This is a genomic window from Streptomyces ficellus, assembly GCF_030406405.1.
GTDB classification, from domain to species: Bacteria; Actinomycetota; Actinomycetes; order Streptomycetales; family Streptomycetaceae; genus Streptomyces; species Streptomyces ficellus_B.
Window position 1 is genome coordinate 16,542 of the sequence record NZ_JAUEPL010000020.1, and the last position, 21,335, is coordinate 37,876.

17 protein-coding genes and 1 pseudogene are annotated in these 21,335 nt (G+C 72.8%); 4 read left to right on the plus strand and 14 right to left on the minus strand.

The genetic code is table 11. From position 1 onward, the window contains the following. From QWM81_RS15155 to QWM81_RS15180, 6 genes are all read right to left on the minus strand, one after another. Positions 1-1,788 carry an acyltransferase domain-containing protein gene (locus tag QWM81_RS15155; protein WP_290112487.1) on the minus strand — a complete coding sequence of 596 codons (1,788 nt, stop codon included), beginning with the start codon at positions 1,786-1,788 and terminating at the stop codon, positions 1-3. Positions 1,789-1,901: 113 nt separating this feature from the next. Beyond that, positions 1,902-2,171: an acyl carrier protein gene (locus QWM81_RS15160; RefSeq protein ID WP_290112489.1), complete on the minus strand. Its 270-nt coding sequence runs from the start codon at positions 2,169-2,171 to the stop codon at positions 1,902-1,904. Positions 2,172-2,521: 350 nt separating this feature from the next. Further along, the gene (locus QWM81_RS15165) at positions 2,522-3,742 is read right to left on the minus strand and encodes a ketosynthase chain-length factor (RefSeq protein WP_290112491.1); all 1,221 of its coding nucleotides are present in this window, start codon (positions 3,740-3,742) and stop codon (positions 2,522-2,524) included. Then, a complete protein-coding gene (locus QWM81_RS15170) occupies positions 3,739-5,004 on the minus strand; it encodes a beta-ketoacyl-[acyl-carrier-protein] synthase family protein (RefSeq protein ID WP_290112493.1) in 1,266 nt (421 codons plus the stop codon). Before QWM81_RS15170 ends, QWM81_RS15165 begins: the two co-directional genes overlap by 4 nt. Positions 5,005-5,268: 264 nt before the next feature. After that, complete coding sequence (locus QWM81_RS15175) at positions 5,269-6,858, minus strand: acyl-CoA carboxylase subunit beta (protein WP_290112494.1); 1,590 nt, start codon at positions 6,856-6,858, stop codon at positions 5,269-5,271. Positions 6,859-6,903: 45 nt separating this feature from the next. Then, positions 6,904-7,698: an AfsR/SARP family transcriptional regulator gene (locus QWM81_RS15180; RefSeq protein WP_290112495.1), complete on the minus strand. Its 795-nt coding sequence runs from the start codon at positions 7,696-7,698 to the stop codon at positions 6,904-6,906. Between the two features lie 253 nt (positions 7,699-7,951). Between QWM81_RS15180 and QWM81_RS15185 the strand changes: the two genes are divergently transcribed. From QWM81_RS15185 to QWM81_RS15200, 4 genes are all read left to right on the plus strand, one after another. Then, entirely contained in the window at positions 7,952-8,311 is a 360-nt protein-coding gene (locus QWM81_RS15185) for a hypothetical protein (protein ID WP_290112496.1), read from the plus strand. Then, positions 8,308-10,584: a TOMM precursor leader peptide-binding protein gene (locus QWM81_RS15190; RefSeq protein ID WP_290112497.1), complete on the plus strand. Its 2,277-nt coding sequence runs from the start codon at positions 8,308-8,310 to the stop codon at positions 10,582-10,584. The genes QWM81_RS15185 and QWM81_RS15190 overlap by 4 nt, the downstream gene beginning before the upstream one ends. Before the next feature lie 281 nt (positions 10,585-10,865). Then, a complete protein-coding gene (locus QWM81_RS15195; RefSeq protein WP_290112498.1) occupies positions 10,866-11,972 on the plus strand; it encodes a sensor histidine kinase in 1,107 nt (368 codons plus the stop codon). A 27-nt stretch (positions 11,973-11,999) separates the two neighbouring features. Further along, positions 12,000-12,614, plus strand: a complete 615-nt coding sequence (locus QWM81_RS15200) for a response regulator transcription factor (RefSeq protein ID WP_290112499.1) — start codon at positions 12,000-12,002, stop codon at positions 12,612-12,614. 114 nt (positions 12,615-12,728) lie between these two features. Here QWM81_RS15200 and QWM81_RS29125 read toward each other — a convergent pair. The 8 genes and pseudogenes from QWM81_RS29125 to QWM81_RS15240 all read right to left on the minus strand — a co-directional run. After that, a pseudogene (locus QWM81_RS29125) lies at positions 12,729-13,325 on the minus strand (4'-phosphopantetheinyl transferase family protein); the annotation flags it as partial. Positions 13,326-13,434: 109 nt separating this feature from the next. Further along, positions 13,435-14,670: an acyltransferase domain-containing protein gene (locus QWM81_RS15210; RefSeq protein WP_290112500.1), complete on the minus strand. Its 1,236-nt coding sequence runs from the start codon at positions 14,668-14,670 to the stop codon at positions 13,435-13,437. Positions 14,671-14,738: 68 nt separating this feature from the next. Continuing rightward, the gene (locus tag QWM81_RS15215; protein WP_290112501.1) at positions 14,739-16,469 is read right to left on the minus strand and encodes an acyl-CoA dehydrogenase family protein; all 1,731 of its coding nucleotides are present in this window, start codon (positions 16,467-16,469) and stop codon (positions 14,739-14,741) included. Further along, positions 16,466-18,157 carry a fatty acyl-AMP ligase gene (locus QWM81_RS15220; protein WP_290112502.1) on the minus strand — a complete coding sequence of 564 codons (1,692 nt, stop codon included), beginning with the start codon at positions 18,155-18,157 and terminating at the stop codon, positions 16,466-16,468. The genes QWM81_RS15215 and QWM81_RS15220 overlap by 4 nt, the downstream gene beginning before the upstream one ends. 143 nt (positions 18,158-18,300) lie before the next feature. Then, the gene (locus QWM81_RS15225) at positions 18,301-18,492 is read right to left on the minus strand and encodes an acyl-CoA carboxylase subunit epsilon (protein WP_290112503.1); all 192 of its coding nucleotides are present in this window, start codon (positions 18,490-18,492) and stop codon (positions 18,301-18,303) included. Positions 18,493-18,592: 100 nt separating this feature from the next. Continuing rightward, positions 18,593-19,222, minus strand: coding sequence for an antibiotic biosynthesis monooxygenase family protein (locus QWM81_RS15230; RefSeq protein WP_290112504.1), 630 nt, complete (start codon positions 19,220-19,222; stop codon positions 18,593-18,595). Continuing rightward, positions 19,209-20,195 carry an aromatase/cyclase gene (locus tag QWM81_RS15235; RefSeq protein WP_290112505.1) on the minus strand — a complete coding sequence of 329 codons (987 nt, stop codon included), beginning with the start codon at positions 20,193-20,195 and terminating at the stop codon, positions 19,209-19,211. The genes QWM81_RS15230 and QWM81_RS15235 overlap by 14 nt, the downstream gene beginning before the upstream one ends. Before the next feature lie 86 nt (positions 20,196-20,281). Continuing rightward, positions 20,282-21,328 carry a ketoacyl-ACP synthase III family protein gene (locus QWM81_RS15240; protein WP_290112506.1) on the minus strand — a complete coding sequence of 349 codons (1,047 nt, stop codon included), beginning with the start codon at positions 21,326-21,328 and terminating at the stop codon, positions 20,282-20,284. Positions 21,329-21,335 lie beyond the last annotated feature (7 nt).

The following is a 21,335-nucleotide window of genomic DNA, read 5'->3' on the forward strand; positions in this document are numbered from 1 at the left end:
TCATGAGCCCAGCGCGGGGGCCGGCTCGCGGCGCGCGCCCGCTCCGGACGCCGCCACGACGGGCTCCTCGTCGCTCCACGTCCACAGCCGGGACACCGCGTCCATGTCGAGGTCGTGCCCCTCGGTCCAGATGCGGGCCGCGGCGGTGAGCACCGACTGCCGGTCGGCCTCCTCCGTGCCCCGGCGGGCGGGCAGGAGCGGGGTGGCGGCGCCGGCGCCGAGGCGGACGGAGCGGTGCCGGCGGGCGAACGCGGTGAGCGTCTGGCGCGGGCCGGCCTCGACCAGCAGAACGTCCTCGACGGCGAGCAGTTCCTCCAGCGCCGCGCGGAAGTGCACCGTGTCGGTGATCTGGCGGGCCCAGAAGCGTGGGCTGAGCGCCTCCTCGGGACGCATCAACGCGCCGGTGTAGCCGGAGTACAGGGGCAGCCGCGGCTCCCGCAGCGGGATGCGGCGGTAGTCGGCCTCGACCGCGTCCGAGGCGGGCGCCATCGCCGGGGAGTGGAACGGGCTGGTGGCGGGCACCGTGACGACCGTGAAGCCGTCGGCCCGCAGCCGGGCCCCGGTGGCGGCCAGCGGCTCCGCCGAACCGGCGAGCATGACCTGCTGGGCGGCGTTGACGGCCGCGATGGCGACGTCCGCGCCCAGGTACGGACGCAGCCGCGTCTCGCTCGCGGCGACGGCCAGCATGCCGCCCTCGGGTATCTTCACCGCCTCCCGTACCCGCGACATCATCATGGCGACCGCGTCGGGCAGCGAGACGACACCCGCGATGACCGCGGCGACCAGCTCGCCCGCGCTGTGCCCCAGCAGCGCGGCCGGGCGCACTCCCCAGCCGAGGATCATGCGGCCGAGGGCGTAGTCCACCGCGAACAGCAGCGGCTGGGCGCGGCGTACGTCGTCGATGGGGACGCGCGGCTCACCGGTGGTGAGCCAGTCCTCGCGGATCCGGTCGCCCTCCTCACCCATGTGGGCGAGGGCGGCGTCGACGGCCGCGGTGAAGACGGGTTCGCGGCGGTACAGGCCCCTGGCCATCCCGGCGTGCTGGGAGCCCTGCCCGGGGAAGAGCAGCGCGACGGGCCGCGGCCGGCCGGCCCGCACCGCCCTGGCCTTGTGCACGGTCCCGGCGGCGAGCGCGGCCACGGTGACGGCCGCCCCGCGCACGGGCCCCGGCGGCGTACCGCACGGCACGGCGGTCGGCAGGGCGGGGAACGCCTCGCTGTGCAGTCCGCTCAGCAGCGGCAGCAGCTCGCCGCGGACCCGGCTCTCGTCCTGCGCGTCCCGGCCGGACCACAGCAGCAGCCGGTGCCGTTCGGGGTCGGTGGCGCGCCGGCCGTGGTGGAGCGGGCGCACGGGCGGCGTGTCGTCCTCGTCGGCGCCGGCCGTGTCGAGGACGCCCAGGACGCGGTCGGCGTCGGCGATCGCCTCGGCGGCGCGCTTGAGCGCGTACACGGTGATGGTGTGCGGGTCGGGCTCGCCGAACCCGGCGACCATGGCGAAGTCGGCGGTGTTGTCCTGGAGTTCACGGTGGGCCAGGCGCAGGGCGCGGCCCGGGGTGAGCGCGGTGCGTACGGTGAAACCCTCGTGCTCGCGGCCGAGCTCCGGGTCGAGCGCGGCCGCGCCGATGTAGACGACGGTACGCACGGGCAGGTCCCCGGGGGGCCGTCCGAAGGCGCGCAGGACGGCCGAGACACCGGCGGCCGATGCCACGCACTGCGCCCGCTGCTCCTGCGCGGGGCCGGGGCTGACGACCAGCCGCCGGACGACCGCGCTGTATGACGTGAGCGACATGCTTCCCTCCTCATGGGCCGCGGCTGCGGCCGCTGGCGGAGTGCGTACGGGAATGAGGCGGCCGCCCCGGTCACGGGGGATGTTCACGGGGCGGCCGCCGGTCGGATTCCAGGTCAGGCGGCCGTGCCCTGCCCGGCGTTGATGAGGGCGAGGAGCGCCCCCGGGGTCTCCGCGTCGACGACGGCGTCGTCGGGGATCTCGATGCCGTACTCGCGCTGGATCTGGCCGATGACCTGGAGCAGGGCCAGGGAGTCGTAGCCGAGGTCCATGAACGGCGTGTCGATGACGTCGCCGTCCAGGTCGACGCCCTCCTCCTCGCCGGCACTCTCGCGCAGCATGCGGGTCAGGTCGGCCAGGGTGACGGTGGTGGTGGTCGTGGTCATGATCGGTGCCGTCCTCTCGTAGAACTACTCGGGTGGTGCCTGCCGAACCCCTGCCGGTTCCTGAATGTGTCCGGCGGGAGGTGTGTCGTGGGGGGTGCGTCGTGGGGAGTGCGTCGGGTGAGCTGTGTCGGGTGGGGCGCCGGGCGAGGTGTGCCGGGTGGGGTGTGTCGGGTGGGGCGCCGGCCGAGGTGCACCGGGCCAGGTGCGTCGGGCGGGGTGCACCGGGCCAGGTGCGTCGGGCGGGGCCCCTGCGGGGCCGGGTGGCCGGTGGGGTGGCCGGGCCGGTGGTCCGCTGGTGATCCGCGGGCCGCGCGGCGCCGCGGGGGTATCCCGCGCGCCGGCGCGTCCCGTCAGGAGGCGTGCCGGACGACGAGCGCCGCGTTGAAGCCGCCGTGCCCGCGGGCGAGCACGAGCGCGTGCTCCAGCCGGGCCTCCCGGGCCTGCCCGGTGACGAGATCGATCCGGTGCTCGGGGGCCACGTCCGTCACGTGCGCGGTCGGCGGGATCACCCCGTCCCGCAGGGCGAGCAGGGCGGTCGCCACGTCCAGCGCCGCGCCGCCGGCCAACAGGCGCCCCGTCATGGTCTTGGGCGCGGTCACCGGTACGCCGTGGGGTCCGAAGAGCCCGGTCAGCGCCTCCGCTTCGGCCCGGTCGAGTGCGGGGGTCCCGGCCGCGTCGGCGAAGACGACGTCGATGTCGGCCGGGGTGAGACCGGCGTCGGCGAGGGCGTTCTCCGCGGCCCGGCGCAGGCCCGGCGGGCGGCTCGAACCGGGGGCCGGGTCCAGCGTCGCGGCGTAGCCGGCGATCTCGCCGTAGACCCGTTCCGCGCCCCGCTCCCGGGCGGATCGCGCGTCCTCGACGATGAGGATCGCGCCGCCCTCGCCCGGCACGTATCCACTGGCGTCGGCGGAGAAGGGCAGGTAGGCCCGCTCCGGTTCGTTCACCGTGCTCATCAGCCCGGAGGCGATCTGCGGCACCCACCCCCAGGGGCAGATGGCCGCGTCGACACCGCCGGAGATGACGGCGGGGAACCCCTTGCGGACGTGGCGGCGGGCCTGGCCGATGGCGTCGATGCCGCCCGCCTGCTCGGTGAGCAGCACGCCGCTGGGGCCGCGCAGCTTGTGGCGGATGGATATCTGCCCGGTGTTGACGGCGTAGAACCAGGCGAAGGACTGGTACGCGCTGACGTACTCCTTGCCCTTGCTCCACAGGTTCTGCAGTTCGCGCTGGCCGAACTCGACGGCCCCTCCGGACGCCGAGGTCACCACGCCGATGCCGAACTCGGGCATCCGTTCCGGGTCGATACCGGCGTCGGCCAGGGCCCAGTCCGCCGCCGTCAGCGCGAGGCGGGTCATGTGGTCGGTCTGCGGCATGAGCCGGCTCGGTATGTGCTCCTCGGCGACGTAGTCGGACACCTCGCCGGCGACGCGCGAGGGGTACCGTGTGGCGTCGAAGCGGGTGACCGGGCCCAGCCCGGACTCGCCGGCCAGGGTGGCCTTCCAGAACTGCTCGGTGCCCAGGCCGTTGGGTGCGGTGACGCCCAGGCCCGTCACCACCGTTGCCGTGGTCATACGGCTCTCCTCTCCGGGCGGGCCAGCACCATGGCGCTCTGGAAGCCGCCGAAGCCGCTGCCCACGCTGAGCACCACGTCGGTCTGCTTCTCGCGGGCGGTCAGGGGGATGTAGTCGAGGTCGAGCTCGGGGTCGGGCTCGTGGAGGTTGGCGGTGGGCGGCAGCACACCGTGCTCCATGGCCAGCGCGCAGGCGGCGATCTCCAGGGAGCCGATCGCGCCGAGCGAGTGCCCGATCATCGACTTGATGGAGCTGATGGGGGTGTTGTACGCGTGCGCGCCGAGGCTGCGCTTGAACGCGCCCGTCTCGTGGCGGTCGTTCATCTTGGTGCCGGAGCCGTGGGCGTTGATGTAGTCGACCGAGTCCGGGGCGAGGGACGCCTCGCCGAGGGCGACGTCGATGGCCTCGGCCATCTCGCGGCCGTCGGGCTTCAGGCCGGTCATGTGGAACGCGTTGCAACGGGAGGCGAACCCCGCGATCTCCGCGTAGATGTGGGCGCCGCGCCGGCGGGCGCTCTCCAGTTCCTCCAGGACGAGGATCGCGGCGCCTTCTCCGAGGACCAGGCCGCTGCGGGTCCGGTCGAACGGCCGGCAGGCGCTCTCGGGAGTGTCGTTGCGGGGGGTGGTGGCGTGGATGGCGTCGAAGCAGGCCGAGGTGATCGGCGATATCGGCGCCTCGGTGGCGCCCGCGATCATCACGTCCGCGGTGCCTTCCCGGATCAGGTCGACAGCGTGGCCGAGCGAGTCCAGGCCCGAGGTGCAGCCGGTGGAGACCACGGCGGCCGGCCCCTCGGCGCCCGCGGCGCGGCCGACTTCGGCGGCCATCGAGCTCGGTACGAAGTGCCGGTACAGCTCGGGGACGGCGTACTCGTGGTCGACGTTCCACTGGCGGCCGCCGTCGCTGACGACGACGTACTCCCGCTCCAGGCTGGTGGTGCAGCCGACCGCGCTGCCCAGCGAGGTGCCCACCCGGCCCGGGTCGAGGGCGGCGATGTCGAGGCCGCTGTCGGCGAGCGCCTCGCGGGTGGAGACGACCGCGAACTGCGCGGCCCGGTCGAGCCGGCGGGTCTCCTGGGGGGTGAGCCCCGCGGCCGCCGGGTCGAAGTCGCACTCGGCGGCGACCTGGGAGCGGAACGGGGAGGGGTCGTAGAAGGTGATCCTGCGGGTGGCGGTGCGTCCCGCCGTGAGGAGGTTCCAGTACTCCTTCACGCCGACCCCGCCGGGGGCCACGACGCCCAGTCCGGTGATGGCGACTCTGCGCATGCCGCTACCTCGCCTTCGACGGGGCGGGGTGCCGCCACGGGCACCTGCCGGATGGAACTGTGCGGGCCACTGTCGATCCCTTCGTCCGTGTCACTGCTGAGGCTGAACCACTGCGGCGGCCGGGGCGGTTCGGGGTGGGAACGCCCCGGCCGGCCGGACCGGACGGTCGCCCGCTCGTGGCGTGCCGCCGTTTCCGGTCCCGCCATGGAACGTCCGTGCCCTCGATCGCCGCTCGCGTGTGTATGGACCAGCGGCGGCGGGCGGTCATGTCGGGACGTTCCCGTGCTTGCGAGCAGGCACTTCGGCCTTCTTGGCGCGCAGCATGGCGAGCGAGCGGATGAGTACGCGACGGGTCTCGGCCGGCTCGATGACGTCGTCGACGAGCCCGCGTTCGGCGGCGTAATAGGGGTGCATGAGCTCGGTCTTGTACTCCTGGATGCGTTGCGCCCGGGTGGCTTCGGGGTCGTCGGAGGCGGCGATCTCCCGGCGGAAGATGACGTTCGCCGCGCCTTCGGCGCCCATCACGGCGATCTCGTTGGTGGGCCAGGCGAAGGACAGGTCGGCGCCGATGGAGCGCGAGTCCATGACGATGTACGCGCCGCCGTAGGCCTTGCGCAGGACCAGAGAGATACGGGGCACGGTCGCGTTGCAGTAGGCGTAGAGCAGTTTGGCGCCGTGCCGGATGATCCCGTTGTGCTCCTGGTCGACGCCCGGCAGGAAGCCGGGGACGTCGACCAGGGTGACGAGCGGGATGTTGAAGGCGTCGCAGGTCGACACGAAGCGGGCGGCCTTCTCGGAGGCGTGGATGTCCAGGACACCGGCGAGCGAGGCGGGCTGGTTGGCGACGATGCCGACGGGATGCCCGTCGAGACGGGTCAGCGCGCAGACCACGTTGCGTGCCCACGCCTCGTGGACCTCGAAGAACTCGCCGTCGTCGGCGATCTCCCCGATCACGCCGCGGATGTCGTAGCTGCGGCCCGGGTCGGCCGGCACGAGGTCGGCGAGGGCGTCCGTGCGCCGGTCCGCCGGGTCGTCGCCGCGGACCGCCGGCGGCATCTCGCGGTTGTTGGAGGGCAGCAGCGAGAGCAGGAAGCGCACGTCCTCCAGGCACTCCGCCTCGTCGTCGTAGGCGAACTGGCAGACGCCGGAGGTGGTGGCGTGGACGTCGGCGCCGCCGAGGCCGTTGTGGGTGATCTTCTCCCCGGTCACCGCCTGGACGACGTCGGGCCCGGTGATGAACATCTGTGCCGTCTCCCGCACCATGAAGACGAAGTCGGTGAGGGCGGGAGAGTACGCGGCGCCCCCGGCGCACGGGCCGAGCATCACGCTGATCTGCGGGATGACGCCGGAGGAGGCGACGTTGCGGCGGAAGATCCCGCCGTATCCGGCGAGGGCGGTGACGCCTTCCTGGATGCGGGCGCCGGCTCCGTCGTTGAGGCTGACCAGCGGGGCCCCGGCGGCCTCGGCCAGGTCCATGACCTTGTGCACCTTGGCGGCGTGGGCCTCCCCGAGCGCGCCCGCGAAGACCCGGAAGTCGTGCGCGTAGGCGAAGACCGTGCGGCCGTGGACCAGTCCCCAGCCGATGACGACACCGTCACCGTGCGGCTTCCTGTCCTCCAGGCCGAAGCCGACGGCCCGGTGGCGCCGGAGCGGTTCGATCTCGGTGAAGGTGCCCTCGTCGAAGAGCAGGTCGAGGCGCTCGTGGGCGGTCAGCTTGTTCTTGGCGTGCTGCCGCTCGGTGGCTCGGGGATCGGGCCCCCGGCTGACCTCCTCCTTGAGGCGGCGCAGCTCGGCGGCGGCTCGTCGCAGGTCAGGGGCGGCTTGGGTGACCGTCAGGTCGTCGAGGATCGTCATCAGCCGAACGTAGGCACGACGGCTCGAGACGTACTGGAGCAGGTGTCAGCTGCCCGCCGGTAGGGACAGTTCCAGGGCGGGGTCGGCGGAGAGCACGGCGTGGTGGAGCCGCTGCAACCGCTGGGAGGGCTCCAGGCCGAGCTCGTCGATGAGGGTGTGGCGCAGCCGCTGGTAGGCCTCCAGCGCCCGCCAGGCCGCGCCGGCCCGGTGCAGTGCGGTCATCAGCTGGGCGCAGAAGTTCTCGTGCATGGGGTGCTTGGCGACCAGTACGCGGAGTTCGGGCACGAGCTCGGTGTGCCGGCCGAGCTCCAGGTCGGCGTCGATGCGCCGTTCCAGGGTGGCCATGCGGTCCTCCTCCAGCCGCAGCACCTCCAGTTCGAGGACCGTACCGACGCGTACGTCGACCAGGGCGGGCCCCTGCCACAGTCTCAGGGCGCTGCCGAGGAGTTCGGAGGCGGCGTAGTGGTCCCCCGCCTCGTGGGCGGCGCGCCCCGACGTGGCGAGGCGGGTGAAGTCCTGCACGTCGATCTGGCCGGGCTGGACGTGCAGGAGGTAGCCCCCGTGCTGGGTGACCAGCACGTCCTTGGCCTGGCGCGTGGGGTCCCCGTCCAGCGCGGCGGCGAGCTTGCGCCGCAGTTGGAGGATGTAGGTCTGCAGGGTGGTGGCCGCGCTGCGGGGGATGTCCTCGCCCCAGATCTCCGCCATCAGCGTGGGTACGGTGACGACGCGGTCGGCCTGCAGGGCGAGCAGGGACAGTATCTGTCGCGGCTTGGCGGCGGTCGGCACGATGGACACCCCGTTCTCACGGGCTGCCAGCGGTCCGAGGACCTTGATCTCCATGTGTATGCCCTCCTCTTCCTGCGTGTGTGCGGCCGGCCCCCTCGTACGGGGCGGTCGCCGGGCTGGAGCATGGAGTGAGCCTCGCATCAGTGCTGTTGGAGCCCCAGTGAGCGGGTCACGAGGGGCGGCATGAAAATCTCATGCCGCGCTGGTGACGGGGGCACTGTGCCTGCCGCCGCACGGCGCAGCAGAATCCGTGGCCTCGGCACGTCGAACGTCCATCCCGTTGCGACAGCCCACGAGGGGGATTCTCATGAACACCACCGTCAACACCGCCCGTACGGAGGCGGACAGACCCGCCCGTCCCACGGCCTCGGTCAGGTCCGCCGGCACACTGTCCGAGGACCACCGTTTCGCCCTGCTCACCGCCCGCACCGGATTGGAGCCCGACCTGGCACAGCGGTACACGGCAGACCCCCTGTCGGTGCTCGCGGAGTTCGGCCTGGCGGCGGAGCCCGTGTACGCCGGCGGCCGGTACGACGGCGGGGACTGGGGCGGGGAGCTCGTGATCGAGAACCTGGACGGGCCCGCGTCGGCGGCCGGCTGCTACGGCTGCTACTCCGGGCTCGCGCCGCTGCCGGTGCACGAGTCGGCGCGGGCGGTGAATGGATGACGGCTCCGGGCCTGACCGGCACGGAGCTGCCGGTGGGATTCAAGCGGCACCTGCGGGTGGAGGCGGTCGTCGGTGACGCCGTCTACCTGCTGTCCGAGCAGGGCACGACCGCCCTGGAGGGCCGGGACGTCCAGAAGCTGGTGACGCTCCTGGACGGGACGAGGACCCTGCCGGACGTGATGCGGGAGGCGTCGGCCACGCTGGCTCCCGCCCAGGTGGCCTCGATGATCGCGGCACTGGCCAAGGCGGATCTCATCGGCTACCACGACCCGGCGGCGGACGCGTCGACGGAGGCCTATTGGGAGTTCGCCGGTCTCAGTGGTCCCGCCGCCACGGCCTCGCTCCAGCGCACGACCGTGGACCTGGTGACGCTGGGCCGGGTGGACGCCGACGCGGCGCGCGCCGAGTGCCTCGCCGCCGGGCTGAGGATCGCCGGCCCCGGCTGCGCGGGGCCGGCGGCTCTGACCCTCGTCCTGTGCGACGACTACCTCGACCCGCGGCTGGCCGAGGTGAACGCCCGGCACCGGGACGCCGGCCGGGCCTGGCTGCTGGCCAAGCCGTGCGGTGCGGAGACCTGGGTGGGGCCGGTGTTCGGCGGTGCGTCCGACGGGCCGTGCTGGGCCTGCCTGGCGCACCGTCTGCGCGGACACCGCGCCTCGCGCACTCCGGTCCTGCACGCGCTCGGGCTCGCGGGAACGGTGCCCGTCCCGGAGGCGTCGCTCGTCACCGTACGGGCGCTGGGGCTGCACACCGCCATGCTGGAGGCGTCGAAATGGGTGGCGGGGCTGCGCTACGAGGGGCAGGACGCCGTGTGCACGCTGGACACCCGCACGCTGCGGACCCGCAAGCACCCGGTGACCCGGCGGCCGCAGTGTCCCGAGTGCGGTGACCGGGGCCTGGTCGCGGCACAGGTGCGGCGCCCTTTCGTGCCCGTGTCGCGGCCGAAGGCGGACGTCGCGGGAAGCAACGACCGGGCGTACGGCGCCGAGACGGTACTGGCGCGCTACCGGCACCTGGCCGACCCGATCACCGGCGTCGTCGCCGGGGTACGGCCGGCGCCGGATGCCCCCGAGGGCCTCAACCGGTATGTCGCGGGCCCCAATCTGGCGTTCGCGGGCGGTCGTTCCCTGGCGGGTCTGCGCGGCGGCCTGCGCAGCCAGAGCGGAGGGAAGGGCACGACGGCGCTCGAAGCCGAGGTCGGTGCGCTCTGTGAGGCGGTGGAACGTTACTGCGGGACCCGCCAGGGCGATGAACCCACCGTGTGGGACACCCTCCACGGGCTCGGTGACAGCGCGCTGCACCCCAACGCCTGCCAGCTGTACGCCGACCGGCAGTTCGCCGGCCGTGACCGGTGGAACGCCGTCAACTCGGCCTTCCAGCACGTTCCGCCGCCGTTCGATCCGCACCTGCCCACGGAGTGGACCCCCGTGTGGTCCCTGACCGCCGGCCGGCACCGGCTCCTGCCGACGTCCATGCTCTACTTCGGGGCGTCGGCCGACACCGGCCCATGCGCGCCCTGGGCCGACTCCAACGGCAACGCGGCGGGCAGCAGCCTGGAGGACGCCGTCGTCCAGGGCTTCCTGGAGCTGGTGGAACGCGACGCGGTGGCGCTGTGGTGGTACAACCGCACCCGCCACCCCGCGGTGGATCTGGACGCCTTCGACGAACCGTGGCTGGCCGGGACACGCGCCGCGTACACGCGGCTGCGCCGGCAGCTGTGGGTGCTGGATCTGACCGCCGACTTCGGCATCCCGGTGATGGCCGCCGTGTCCCGGCGTACGGATCAGGCCGCCGAGCACATCTCCTTCGGTTTCGGCGCCCACTTCGATCCCCGGCTGGCGCTGCGCCGCGCGGTCACCGAGATGACCCAGCTCCTGCCCCCGGAGGGCGACCCGCCCCGTATGCGCGCTCTCCACGCCGACATACGCACCTGGCTGCTCTCAGCCAACGTACAGAATCAGCCATACCTTGCACCGGATCGCGCCGAAGCTCCCCGGACACCGGGCCATTACACCTATGTCCGCCGGGGTGATCTGCGTGAGGACATCGAGGCGGCGGAGGCGCTCGTCCGCCGACAGGGGATGGAACTGCTGATTCTGGACCAGACCCGTCCTGACGTGGGGCTTCCCGTGGTGAAAGTGGTCATTCCGGGGATGCGGCACTTCTGGGCCAGATTCGCCCCGGGGCGCCTGTTCGACGTCCCGGTACGCCTGGGGCGGCTGTCCGGCCCCACACCGTACGAGGATCTCAACCCCATTCCGCTGTTCGTCTGATTCCGGATGACGATCGCCAGCGGTGGCCTGGGCACAACCGAAAGTCATAACATGCGCTCGCCATCACAGTCCGGGGCGAGGAGGGGCGTATGCCGGAGCGGAACGAGGGCGAGAAAAGACCTGTTTCATGGCGCACCGTGAACGGAGAAGCCCGGCCCCGCGAGCGGTATCCCCGGGAGGATTGTCCGGATACCGCCCCTCCCGCCCTCACCCGGCCACACGTTCCGGCGCCCCGGCTGGCGCGGGCCATCACCATCGTGGCTCTCGTCTGCTACAGCGTCATGACGGTGCTCAATGTCATCAGGACCGAGCCCGACACGAGGCGCCTGGCCATCTGCCTGGCCCTGGTGGCCGCGGTGTTCACGGTGCAGTTCGCCATCTCCTCGCCGGGCGCCCGGCGTTGGCCGATGCGCCGGAAGCTGGTCGTGCTGTGCGTACAGGCGCTGCTGACCTTCCTGCCGCTGGCCTGGTTCGGCACCAACTGGGGCAGCATGGAGGGTCCGCTCGCCGCCTCGCTGCTCCTGCTGCTGCCGCCCCGGTTCGCCTGGTCGTGCTACGGACTGCTCATCGCGTCCATCCCCGTGTACAACGTGCTGGCGGGCGCCACGGTGGACCTGGTGCTGTACTTCACCATCGCCGGCACGCTGACCGGTCTGGTCATCTACGGCCTGACCCGGCTGACCGATCTCGTGCACGAGGTGCACGCCACCCGCGAGCAGATGGCGCAGATGGCCGTCACCCAGGAACGGCTGCGCTTCGCCAGGGATCTGCACGATCTGCTGGGCTACAGCCTTTCGGCCATCGCCCTGAAAGGAGAGCTCATCCAGCGGCTGGTGCCGGGCCGGCCGGAGCAGGCGGCCGCGGAGACCGCCGACCTGCTGCGGGTGGCCCGGCAGGCGCTGTCCGACGTACGCCTGGTGTCCAGCGGGTACCGCGACATGTCACTGCGCGAGGAGGCGGAGTCGGCGGGGACCATCCTGGCGGCGGCCGATGTGCGGGCGGACGTGCGGGTCGAGTGCGGGCGCCTGCACCCCGTCGTCGACACGGTGCTGGCGACCGCCCTCAGGGAAGGGGTCACGAACATTCTCCGCCACAGCCGCGTACAGGTATGTACCATCAGGGCACTTGTTGACGGCGAAACGGTCCGCCTGACCCTGGTGAACGACCGTCCGCACGAGGAGGCCGACACGATCCGCCCGGCCGTCCGGACCGGCGGGAGCGGCCTGGACAACCTCCGCACCCGCTTCGCCGCGATCGGTGGCGGCCTGACCGCCGGGCTGGGCGAGGACGGGCGGTACCACCTCGATGTGTGGGCGCCCCTCAGACCGCGCGGCACCGGCTCCGGGGTGGGGACGCCCGGTCCGGCCACGGCGAGAGCGGCGGCCTGAGGCCGACATCGACAACGGGGGGATGCGATGCTGTCCGTGAGGATTCTCCTCGCCGAGGACGTCCACATGATCCGGGGGGCCCTGATCGCGCTACTGCAACTGGAACCCGATCTCCAGGTGGTCGCCGCCGTGGACCGCGGTGACACCATCGTGCAGGCCGCGCTGGAGGCCCGGCCCGATGTGGCCGTGATCGACGTCGACCTGCCCGGGATCGACGGGCTGACGGCGGCAGCCGAGCTGCACGAGCAACTGCCCAGCTGCCGCACCCTGATCCTCACGAGCCTCGGCCGCCCGGGAACCCTCAGACGGGCCCTGTCCGCGCACGTCTCCGGGTTCCTCCTCAAGGACTCCCCGGCGGATCAGCTCGCCCTGGCCGTACGGTCCGTCGCGGCCGGCCGCCGGGTCGTGGACCCTCAACTGGCCCTGGCCGCCTGGGACTCCCCGGAGAACCCACTGTCCCCACGCGAACTGGAGGTGCTACGGCTCGCCGCCCGCGGTGCGGACGCGGCCGAGATCGCCGGATGCCTCTACCTGTCCAAGGGAACGGTCCGCAACTACCTCACGGCCATCGTCAGCAAGCTGGGCGCCCGCAACCGGATCGACGCCATCCGGGTCGCCGAAGAGGCCGGCTGGATCCCCTGACCCCGGTCCCGGAGCCGCCAGCAGCGCGTCGAACAGCCCCTGGTCCAGCATGGTGTCCACGGCCACGTCCGCCGGTTCGCCGAACCCCGTGTCGTAGACCGCGGCGCTCACCACATAGCGGTCGCCCACACCGAAGGTCCCGAAGGTCCACGCGGAGCCGTTCGCGGGCGTGCCGTCGGGCCGCACCAGCCGGGCACCACTCTCGCGGAGCGCGAAGCCGAACTCGGTGAAGCGGAAGCGCAGTCCCTGCCCCAGCGCCTTGCTGTAGGCCTCCTTGAGGGTCCACAGCCGGACCATGGTGTCGTTGCGCGCCGCGTCGCCGCCCGCGTCGAGCCGCTCCTTCTCGTACGGGGTGCACGCCTGCGACTCGGAGCCGGTGTGCGCCAGCCGCCGGTCGGCGCGTTCCACGTCGACGCCGATGCGCCCCCTGCGGGTGATCCCGACGACCATCATGTCCTCGGTGTGGCTGAGGCTGACGTCGATCTGGTCGCAGCCGCGCACATAGGGGCGGCCACCCGGCTGGTACGACAGGTCCACCAGGTGCGGGGCGGTCCTGAGGGTCGCCGCGGCCGCGTGCCGCAGCAGCAGCCGGGAGGCCACGAAGCGCTCGCGCATCCTGGGCTGCGTGAACTTCTCGTAGCGGTACCAGTCCCGCCCGAGCAGCAGCCGCAGCCCGTTGCCGGCGTCCTCGCGCGGCAGCCAGGCGGGCATCGTCCCGTAGACCAGGACGCTGCCCGCGCCGGCGAGTTCGTCGCGCACCCGGTCCCAGGGGCCGTCGGGTCCGTGGGCGTGCAGGGGCCGCCCGATCCGTCCCGTCACCTCACGCCCCGGCCAGTGCGGCGGCCAGCGGGCCGGCGTCCAGCACGGAGATCACCCCTGCCAGGTCCACGGCGTCGCTCTCCGGTCCCTGGCACACGGGCAGGCACACGGGGCCCCGGGCGCCGCCCATCCGGCGCAGGTAGGGGGTGAGCACGGCGCGCGGGCCGATCTCCACCACATGGGTCGGCGCCTGCTGCGCCAGCAGGCCGCGTGCGGCGTCGGCGAACCTCACGGGTGCGGTCAGCTGCTCGGTCCAGTACGAGGCGTAGAGCGGCTCGGTGGTGAGCCTGCCGTACACCGTGGAGTAGAACGGCATCGAGGCGGCGCCGCCCGGAACCCTGCGGACCACGGCCTCGAACTTGGGGACCACGGGAGCCATCAGCGGGGAGTGGAAGGCGTGGGTGACCGTCAGGTGCCGGCAGCGGATGCCCCGCTCCCCCAGCTTGGTCTCGATGCGTTCGAGGCCACCGCGGTCCCCCGACAGCACGGTCGACTTGGCGGCGTTGATGGCGCTGATGCCCACGCCCGGCTCGCCGGCGATCAGTTCGGTGGCTTCGTACGGGGTGATGCAGGCGGCCATCATGCCGCCGCCGGAAGGCAGGTACTGCATGAACGCCCCCCGCAGGGCCACCAGCTTGGCGGCGTCCGCGAGGGTCAGGGCGCCCGCGAGCGCGGCCGCCGCGAACTCACCGATGCCATGGCCCAGGACTGCCACGGGACGCACTCCGGCCTCCTCCAGCGTCCTGGCGAGCGCGTATTCGACCGCGAACAGGGCGGGCTGGGTGAAGGCCGTCTGATGGACGCGCGGGTCCTTGCCGAGGATCATCTCCACGACCGACAGTCCCGTGTAGGGCTGGAGCACCGCTCCGGCTTCGTCCAGGAACCGCCGGTAGACGGTGGAGTTGCGGTAGAGCCCGGACGTCATGCCCGGGTGCTGGGAGCCCTGGCCGGTGAAGACGAAGGCCGCCCGGACCCGGTTGCCGCCCGCGCCCGCGCCCCGCTCCGCCATGTGGTGGGCGAGCTGCCGCACGGTGGGGTACGCCCAGATGTCGGCCGGCTCGACCAGCGGGCCGAACTCCTCCTCGATGTCCCCGTACAGACTCAGGCCGGCCACCGAGTCGAGGTACTCGTGCACGGAGTCCGTCTCCCGCACGGGCCGGCCCAGATAGTGCGCGAGCCGCTCCAGCAGCCATTCGCGGTAAGCCGTTTCGACGTCGTCCTGCTGCTGTTCTCGCATGGTGTGCTCCTTCTCGGACTCTGGGGGGAGCCGCCCGCACCGGCCGGGGAGGGCGGCCCGTGCGGCGGTCAGGCAAGCGGGGAGTCGTACAGGTCGTAGCTGCGACGGCCGTGCAGCCGCGACAGGGCTTCGGCCAGCACCCGCCGCTCGGCGGCGACGGGGCGGTCCGGCAGCGGCAGGCCGAGTCTGCGGCACAGCCGGTACAGAGCGGCCGTGGGCCAGGCCGCGTCGGCGAGGAACGCGCCCTGGGCGCCCGGCTCCGCCCCCTGCCCCCGCCACACACCGAGACAGGCCGCGGCGGCCAGGACCATGGTGTACCGGTCGGCGAGCCCGAAGCTGTGCGGGCTGGCCAGGGCGGCGCGGTCGCCCTGGGGTACGTCCGCGAAGGCCTTGCGCAGATCGTCCAGTTCACTGGTCAGCGAGCGGACCAAGAAGCGCAGGACGTCTCCCGGCTCACCCGCCCCGGCCGGCGCGCCGGCCCGCTCCAGGAGGTCGGTGGAGGCCACCAGGGTGGCGGCCAGCGGGTCACCGTCGCCGAGGAGCGCCGGCCGCGTCAGGTCCAGCGGCGGCAGGTCGCCGTCGAGCCGGAACAGCGCGGCGGGGGCTTCCGGGTCCGCGAACCAGGCGTGCCGGGCGAAGTACGGCAGCTGGGGCAGGAGGCTGACCTGGCGGCCCGCGCTGCCCGCGTGCCCGAGCGAGGTGACCGGCAGGTCGCGCAGCTGCTTCTGGAACATCCCGTACATGCCGTCCTCGGCGAACGTCGCCTCGCCGAGGACGGCCGACATCTCGTCCATGCTCTCCGCGACGAGCTTGGGCGCCAGGTAGGCCGCGGCGGCGGCGTAGGCGCTCATCTGCCGGGGCAGCAGGTGCAGGGCCCGGGTGGAGACCAGGGCGAGGCAGTCGATGAGCAGCAGGTCGAGGAAGGCGCCCGTGAGGACGTCGCGCACGTGCTGGACGTCGAGCGAGGAGCGGCCGTCGTCGCGGCGGCGGGCGGCGAAGCGGGCCACGGTGCGCAGGGCGGTGTCCGCACCGGCGAGGACGATCGACGGGATGAGGCCGCGGATGACCAGTGAGGAGCGCAGCGAGAGCTCGTAGCCGTCACCGAGCTCGCCGATCACGGCGCTGTGCGGGACCGGGCAGCGGGTGATGCGCAGGCCGCCGAACTCGGCGCTGCGCATCCCGGTGGTGGTCCGCCGTGCCAGGTTCTCGATCCGGTCCGCGGGCAGATCGTTTCTGTCCAGCAGCAGTACCGAGCGGCTCCGGCCGCCGCTGACCCCCTGGGACCTGGCGAAGATGACCAGGCCGCCCGCCCGGGAGGCGTTGGCGATGGCGGACTTGCTGCCGTCCAGTACCAGCCCGCCGTCGCCCGGCCGGATGGTGAACTCGTCGCTGACGAAGTCGTTGCCGTGGGCGACCTCGTGCCGTGCCACGGCCATCCGGCGGCCCTCCAGCAGGATGCGCGCGGCGAGCCGCTGCTGCTCGGCGTCGCCCGCCGTCCACACCGGGGTGGCGGCGAAGAAGCAGTTGAGCCCGTACCCGAAGCCGAGGGAGGCGTCCCGGCGGAAGACGGGCCGCAGCAGCCGGCCGAGCAGGTCCATCCGCTCCAGCCTGCCGCCGAGGGAAGCGGGCACGAACTCGGCGTTGAGGTGGTACGCGTCGAGGACCCGCTCGGCCGCGGGCAGCACCTCGCCGGCGGCGTCGGCGGCGAGCAGCGCGGCGCCGCCGAGCGGGTTGGCGGGGTCGTCGAGCGGCCCGAACGCCCGCTCCAGGGCGTCGATACGGCGCTGTGCCGGGCTCACGGCCGCCTCCCCGCCGCCAGGAGCCGCTGGACCTCGGGGTCGACGCGCTGGTGCAGCGCGGGGACCTCGCCGCGCAGGAACAGCCGTCGCATGGCGGCCCGTTCGACTTTTCCGCTGGTGGTTCTGCGTACGGTTCCGGGGCGTACGAGCAGCACGGCGCCGGTCGCCACCTCGTACTCCTCGGTCAGCTGCTGCTGGACGGCGGCGGCGAGTGCGGCCAGGTCGGTGTCGTAGCGGCTGCCCGTGCGCAGTTCCTGGACGATGACGACGCGTTCGCGGTCGCCGCGGACGGCGAACGCGCTGGCCGCGCCGAACAGCGCGCTCACCCGCTGGACGGTGCGTTCGATGTCCTGGGGGTACAGGTTCCGTCCCGCCACGACGATCATGTCCTTGATCCGCCCGTTGACGTGCAGCAGGCCGCCCTCCAGGGTGCCGAGGTCGCCGGTGCGCAGGTAGCCGCCGTCTCCGTCCTTGATCCGGCCGTCGAAGGTTGCGGCGGTTTCCGCCGGGCGCGCCCAGTACCCCGGGCCGATGCCGTCGCCGCGTACCCATATCTCGCCCGTTCGGCCGTCGGGCAGTTCCTCACAGGTGTCGGGGTCGACCACGCGCACCTCGCAGGAGGCGGGGGGACCGCAGTGCGCCGGGGCCTGACCGGTGGCCGGTGCGCTCGCGGCACCCGACACGAGGAGGGTCGCCTCCGCCAGTCCGTAACAGGGGATCAGTGCCTCCGGGCGCAGGCCGGCCGGGGCGAAGCGCTCGGCGAAGGCGCGCAGTGTCTGGGGGTCGACCGGTTCGCCGCCGCTGACGGCGATCCGCCAGCGGGACAGGTCCAGGCCGGCGATCTGGGCGTCGTTGATCCTGCGTACGCACAGGTCGTACGCGAAGTCGGGGGCGCCGCTGGCGGTCAGTCCGTAGCGGGAGATGGTCTCCAGCCAGTGCGCGGGCCGCTTGACGAACGCGGCCGGGGAGAGCAGGACGGCGGTGCCGCCCAGCCACAGCGCGTGCAGCAACTGGCCGACCAGGCCCATGTCGTGGTGGAGGGGCAGCCAGCCGCCCAGCCGTGCGCCCGGCCGGGTGCCCAGCGCGCGGCTGATGGCCTGCTGGTTGGCGAGCAGGCTGCGGTGGGTGACGACGACGCCGCGCGGGTCGCGGGTGGAGCCGGAGGTGTACTGCAGGAAGGCGACCGCGTCCGGCTCGGCGCCGGCCGGCGGGAGCTGTTGGCCGGGGGCCGCGTCGAGGGCGGGCGGCGCGGCGTCGGCGAGGACGCAGGTGACGTGCCCGTAGCCGGTGCGGGCCAGCAGCTGGGAGACGTCGGCGGCCTCGTCGGACGCGGTGAGCACACAGGAGACCGCAGCGTCCTTGACGATTCCGGCGATGCGTTCGTCGTGGTGCGGGCGGCCCCCCGGCGGGGCCACCGGGACGGCGACGGCTCCGGCGTACAGGCAGGCGAGGAAGCCGGTGGCGAACAGCGCCGGGGAGCTCTGCACGATCAGCACCCGCTCCCCCGGGGCGACGTGCCGGCGCAGCCGGCCGCCCAGTGTCCGGGCCGCCTGGTCGAGCTCCGCGTAGGAGATCGTCTCCGGCCACAGGCGTCCCGACCGCTCGGTCAGGAGGATCAGGGCCTCCCGGTCGGGCGACTGTTCGGCCTGGGCCTGGATGAGTTCGGTGAAGGTCCGGTGACCGGTCAACGCCCTCCCCCTTGCTTGTCGTGCGGCCGTCCCTCCCGGTCCGGCCGCGGCTGTCCCTGCTGACGGGCGGCTGGCGGCGGTCTTCATGGCGGGCCGCCGCCGCGCCCCGAACGTGTGGTGGCCGATGGTCTGGTGGCCGGCGGTCACGAACCGGGCCGGGCCATCGGGTGCCGGTAGTCGCCGCCCTTGACGGTCCATCCGGCGTACGCGGCCTTCGCCGCCTGGTCCGGCTCCTCCGCGCGGCGCGCCAGAGCCAGCAGCACGACGGTCACGGCGGCCAGTTCGTCCTCGTCCGGCTGCCCGCGGAGCACAGTGATGCGCGTCGGTTTCACCATGGGGACAGCCTGCGCCCGGCCGCTCGAAGCAGGCTTGTGTCCCGAACGCGCGGGAGCCGAGGGCCTGGTGGCCCTCGGCTCCTCTTCCGGTCGGGTGCGCTCAGCCGATCACACGCTCGTACGCCAGGTGGCGGGTGCGGTCCACGGAGATGTCCGCGCGCCGGCCGATGGCGTGCCGCAGGGCGAGGTACTCCTCGCTGGCCAGGGCTCTCTCGCAGTCGGAGGTGTCACGCCACCACTGGAGTCCGGTGTATCTGCCGGGGACCAGGGTGGAGCGCAGCAGGTCGCTGCCGCCGAAGCCGCCGAGCGTGCCGAAGTGCTCGTTCATCTCGGCGTAGCCCCGTTCGAAGGCGTACGGGTCCTCGCGCACGGTGACCCGGGTGAGCACGACGTTCTCCGCTCCGACGATCGCGTTCTCCTTGAGCACCCTGGCCACGCTCACCGCCTGGTCGGCCTCGGCCTCCACCAGCGGCCCCAGCTCCTTGACGTGGAGCTGGAACGTCTCGTCGTGGACGGTGTCCAGGAAGCCCCGAAGGGTGCGCCAGTGCCCTATGTGCGCGTAGACGTGCGGCCGTTCGACGAGTCTGACGGTCACCAGGAAGTCGAAGTCCTCGCGGTGCCGCAGGAACTGGGAGTGCTCCCGGAACAGTCTCTCGAACCTGGGGACGTCGCCCCTGACCTCTAAGCGGTTGATCACCGCGATCGGCTTGTGCAGACTACGATCCGGCACGCGCTTCCTCCGCGAACTGCTTGGCGTGGCGCAAGGTGGTGGAGCTGTTGGTGCCGAGCGCCTTGCGGACCAGTGCGCGGGCCTCGGCGAGGGTCGCCTCGGGGCCGAGCGCGGCCCGGACCCCTTCGGGGTCCAGCGTCACGGTGTGCCACGAGGTGGCTCTGACTGTACCGTCCCCCAGCGACTCGATCACCCATCGTCCGGTGTGCCCGCTCATGGCGACGGGCACCCGCAGCTGCTTGTACACGATCATGTTGCGGTCCTCGAAGCACACCCGTACCGAGGTGGTGTTGTGCGTCGAGCCGTCCGGACCGCGGGTGTCCATGTCCATGTGCTGGACCCCCGGCTCCTCCTCGGTCAGGTCGAGCCTGGCCACGTGGGGCAGCCGCTGTGGCCAGAGGTCGGCGCGGTCGAGGAAGGCGTACACATCGCCCGCGGCGCCGGTGACGAGTTCGGAGTCGCTGAAGGTGAAGTGGAGTTCGTCGTGTGCGTCACCCAGCTCCGCCGCGTTCTTCAGGGCGGCGAGCTCGGCACGGCTGTTGTGGTCGACGGCCCGCTCGATCAGTTCCTCGGCGGCGGGGTCGTCGTCGACGGCCCGGTAGTCGTGCAGGAGCACCACGCGGGTCCTGCCGTCCTCCAGCGCCTCGATGCGCCACTCGCCGCCCATCGAGGCGACGGGCGCAGCGGAGACCACCTGGCGGAAGGTGATGGTGCGTGACTCCGGGTCGAGGGTGCGCCGGGAGGTCCAGGTTCTGACCTTCTCGTTGGCGATGGCCCAGATGCGCAGGCACTGTTCACCGCCTGCCTCGGGCGCCTCTTCGAGCACCTCGACATGGACCGTCGGTCCGAACACCTGGGGCCACGCGGAGACGTCCGCCAGGAGGTCGTAGACGGTGGCGGGCGGTGCCGCCACGGTGATGGAGTGCTGCGTGACATGGGGAGCAGAGGTCTCGGACGTAGCGGTCGGCGCCACGGCAACCTTCCCTTCGACAGCCGCAGGAACGGCGGATCAGCAGATTGACATGAGGGTGCTCAAGCGGGGGTGGAGCGTGGGTGGAGTCAGGACACGGACCGGTCGGTGACCCAGTCGGGGCGGTGCAGGATCTCCAGTACGGCGCAGCCCCAGCTGTAGCCGGCGCCGACGCTGACCAGCACGCAGCGGTCGCCCGGACCGGCCTTGCCCGACACCAGCAGGTGGTCGAGGCCGGCGAACTGGTCGCCGGCGCCGAGGTGCCCGACGGTGCGGCTGAAGTCCCATGTGGTCCGCTGCGGGTCGATACCGAAGGGCTGGTAGTAGATGGACTGCAGCCGCCGGCGCCCGAAGTGGGGCAGGACCACCCACTCGGCGTCGGCCAGTTCCATGCCGGCGTCGGCGAGTGCCTGTTTCAGCACGGTCTGCTGCCCGTTGTGGGCGCGGGTGATGGCGTACGACATGCCGACCCGGCCGATGAAGGCACGCTTGGCCTCCTCGAAGTCGACCGGGACGCGGTGGCTGAACGGTGCGGGGCCGAACGGTTCGTCGCCCCGGTGCAGGGGTTCGAGTTCGGGGTCGGCGAACATGGCCAGCGACACCAGGCGGGCGAAGCCGCCGCGCCGGGAGAGCACCAGCGCGCTGGCCCCGTCGGCGTACGGGGTGCCCGGATCGGTGCGCCACCGGTCGATGCCGGGTTCGCAGAACCGGTCGGCGGTGGTCAGCAGGGCGTCGCCGCGGCCGTGTCCTGCCGACAGGTAGGCGGTGGCGAGGTCCAGGGCGGCGAGACCGCCGTTGGACATCTGCCGGATCTCGATGGCCTGGCATCCGTTGCCCAGCGCCTCGCGCTGGATGTAGGAGGCGACCGGCCACAGGTCCTGGCCCTGGTGGTAGGTGTCGGCGTGCAGCAGCAGGTCGACGTCGCCGCCGTCCGCGTCCGCCCTGCGCAGGGCGGTGCGGGCGGCCGCCGCGGCCATCTCGGCGGCCGACTCGTCGGGCGAGTACGACACGGACACCAGGCCGGTCGCCGCGGCCACCCGGGGCGGGCAGGCCCCGGAGGCGACGGCGTCGGCGACGGCCGTGAGGGAGGGAAGCCGTACGGAGGTCCCCCGTATATAGATGTCTTCCACGCGCACAGTGGCT

What these genes read in the sequence shown, in the direction of transcription:
- QWM81_RS15155 (WP_290112487.1), bottom strand. Translation starts at nt 1,788, where the DNA reads ATGTCGCTCACGTCATACAGCGCGGTCGTCCGGCGGCTGGTCGTCAGC.
- QWM81_RS15160 (WP_290112489.1), bottom strand. Translation starts at nt 2,171, where the DNA reads ATGACCACGACCACCACCACCGTCACCCTGGCCGACCTGACCCGCATG.
- QWM81_RS15165 (WP_290112491.1), bottom strand. Translation starts at nt 3,742, where the DNA reads ATGACCACGGCAACGGTGGTGACGGGCCTGGGCGTCACCGCACCCAAC.
- QWM81_RS15170 (WP_290112493.1), bottom strand. Translation starts at nt 5,004, where the DNA reads ATGCGCAGAGTCGCCATCACCGGACTGGGCGTCGTGGCCCCCGGCGGG.
- QWM81_RS15175 (WP_290112494.1), bottom strand. Translation starts at nt 6,858, where the DNA reads ATGACGATCCTCGACGACCTGACGGTCACCCAAGCCGCCCCTGACCTG.
- QWM81_RS15180 (WP_290112495.1), bottom strand. Translation starts at nt 7,698, where the DNA reads ATGGAGATCAAGGTCCTCGGACCGCTGGCAGCCCGTGAGAACGGGGTG.
- QWM81_RS15185 (WP_290112496.1), top strand. Translation starts at nt 7,952, where the DNA reads ATGAACACCACCGTCAACACCGCCCGTACGGAGGCGGACAGACCCGCC.
- QWM81_RS15190 (WP_290112497.1), top strand. Translation starts at nt 8,308, where the DNA reads ATGACGGCTCCGGGCCTGACCGGCACGGAGCTGCCGGTGGGATTCAAG.
- QWM81_RS15195 (WP_290112498.1), top strand. Translation starts at nt 10,866, where the DNA reads ATGACGGTGCTCAATGTCATCAGGACCGAGCCCGACACGAGGCGCCTG.
- QWM81_RS15200 (WP_290112499.1), top strand. Translation starts at nt 12,000, where the DNA reads ATGCTGTCCGTGAGGATTCTCCTCGCCGAGGACGTCCACATGATCCGG.
- QWM81_RS15210 (WP_290112500.1), bottom strand. Translation starts at nt 14,670, where the DNA reads ATGCGAGAACAGCAGCAGGACGACGTCGAAACGGCTTACCGCGAATGG.
- QWM81_RS15225 (WP_290112503.1), bottom strand. Translation starts at nt 18,492, where the DNA reads ATGGTGAAACCGACGCGCATCACTGTGCTCCGCGGGCAGCCGGACGAG.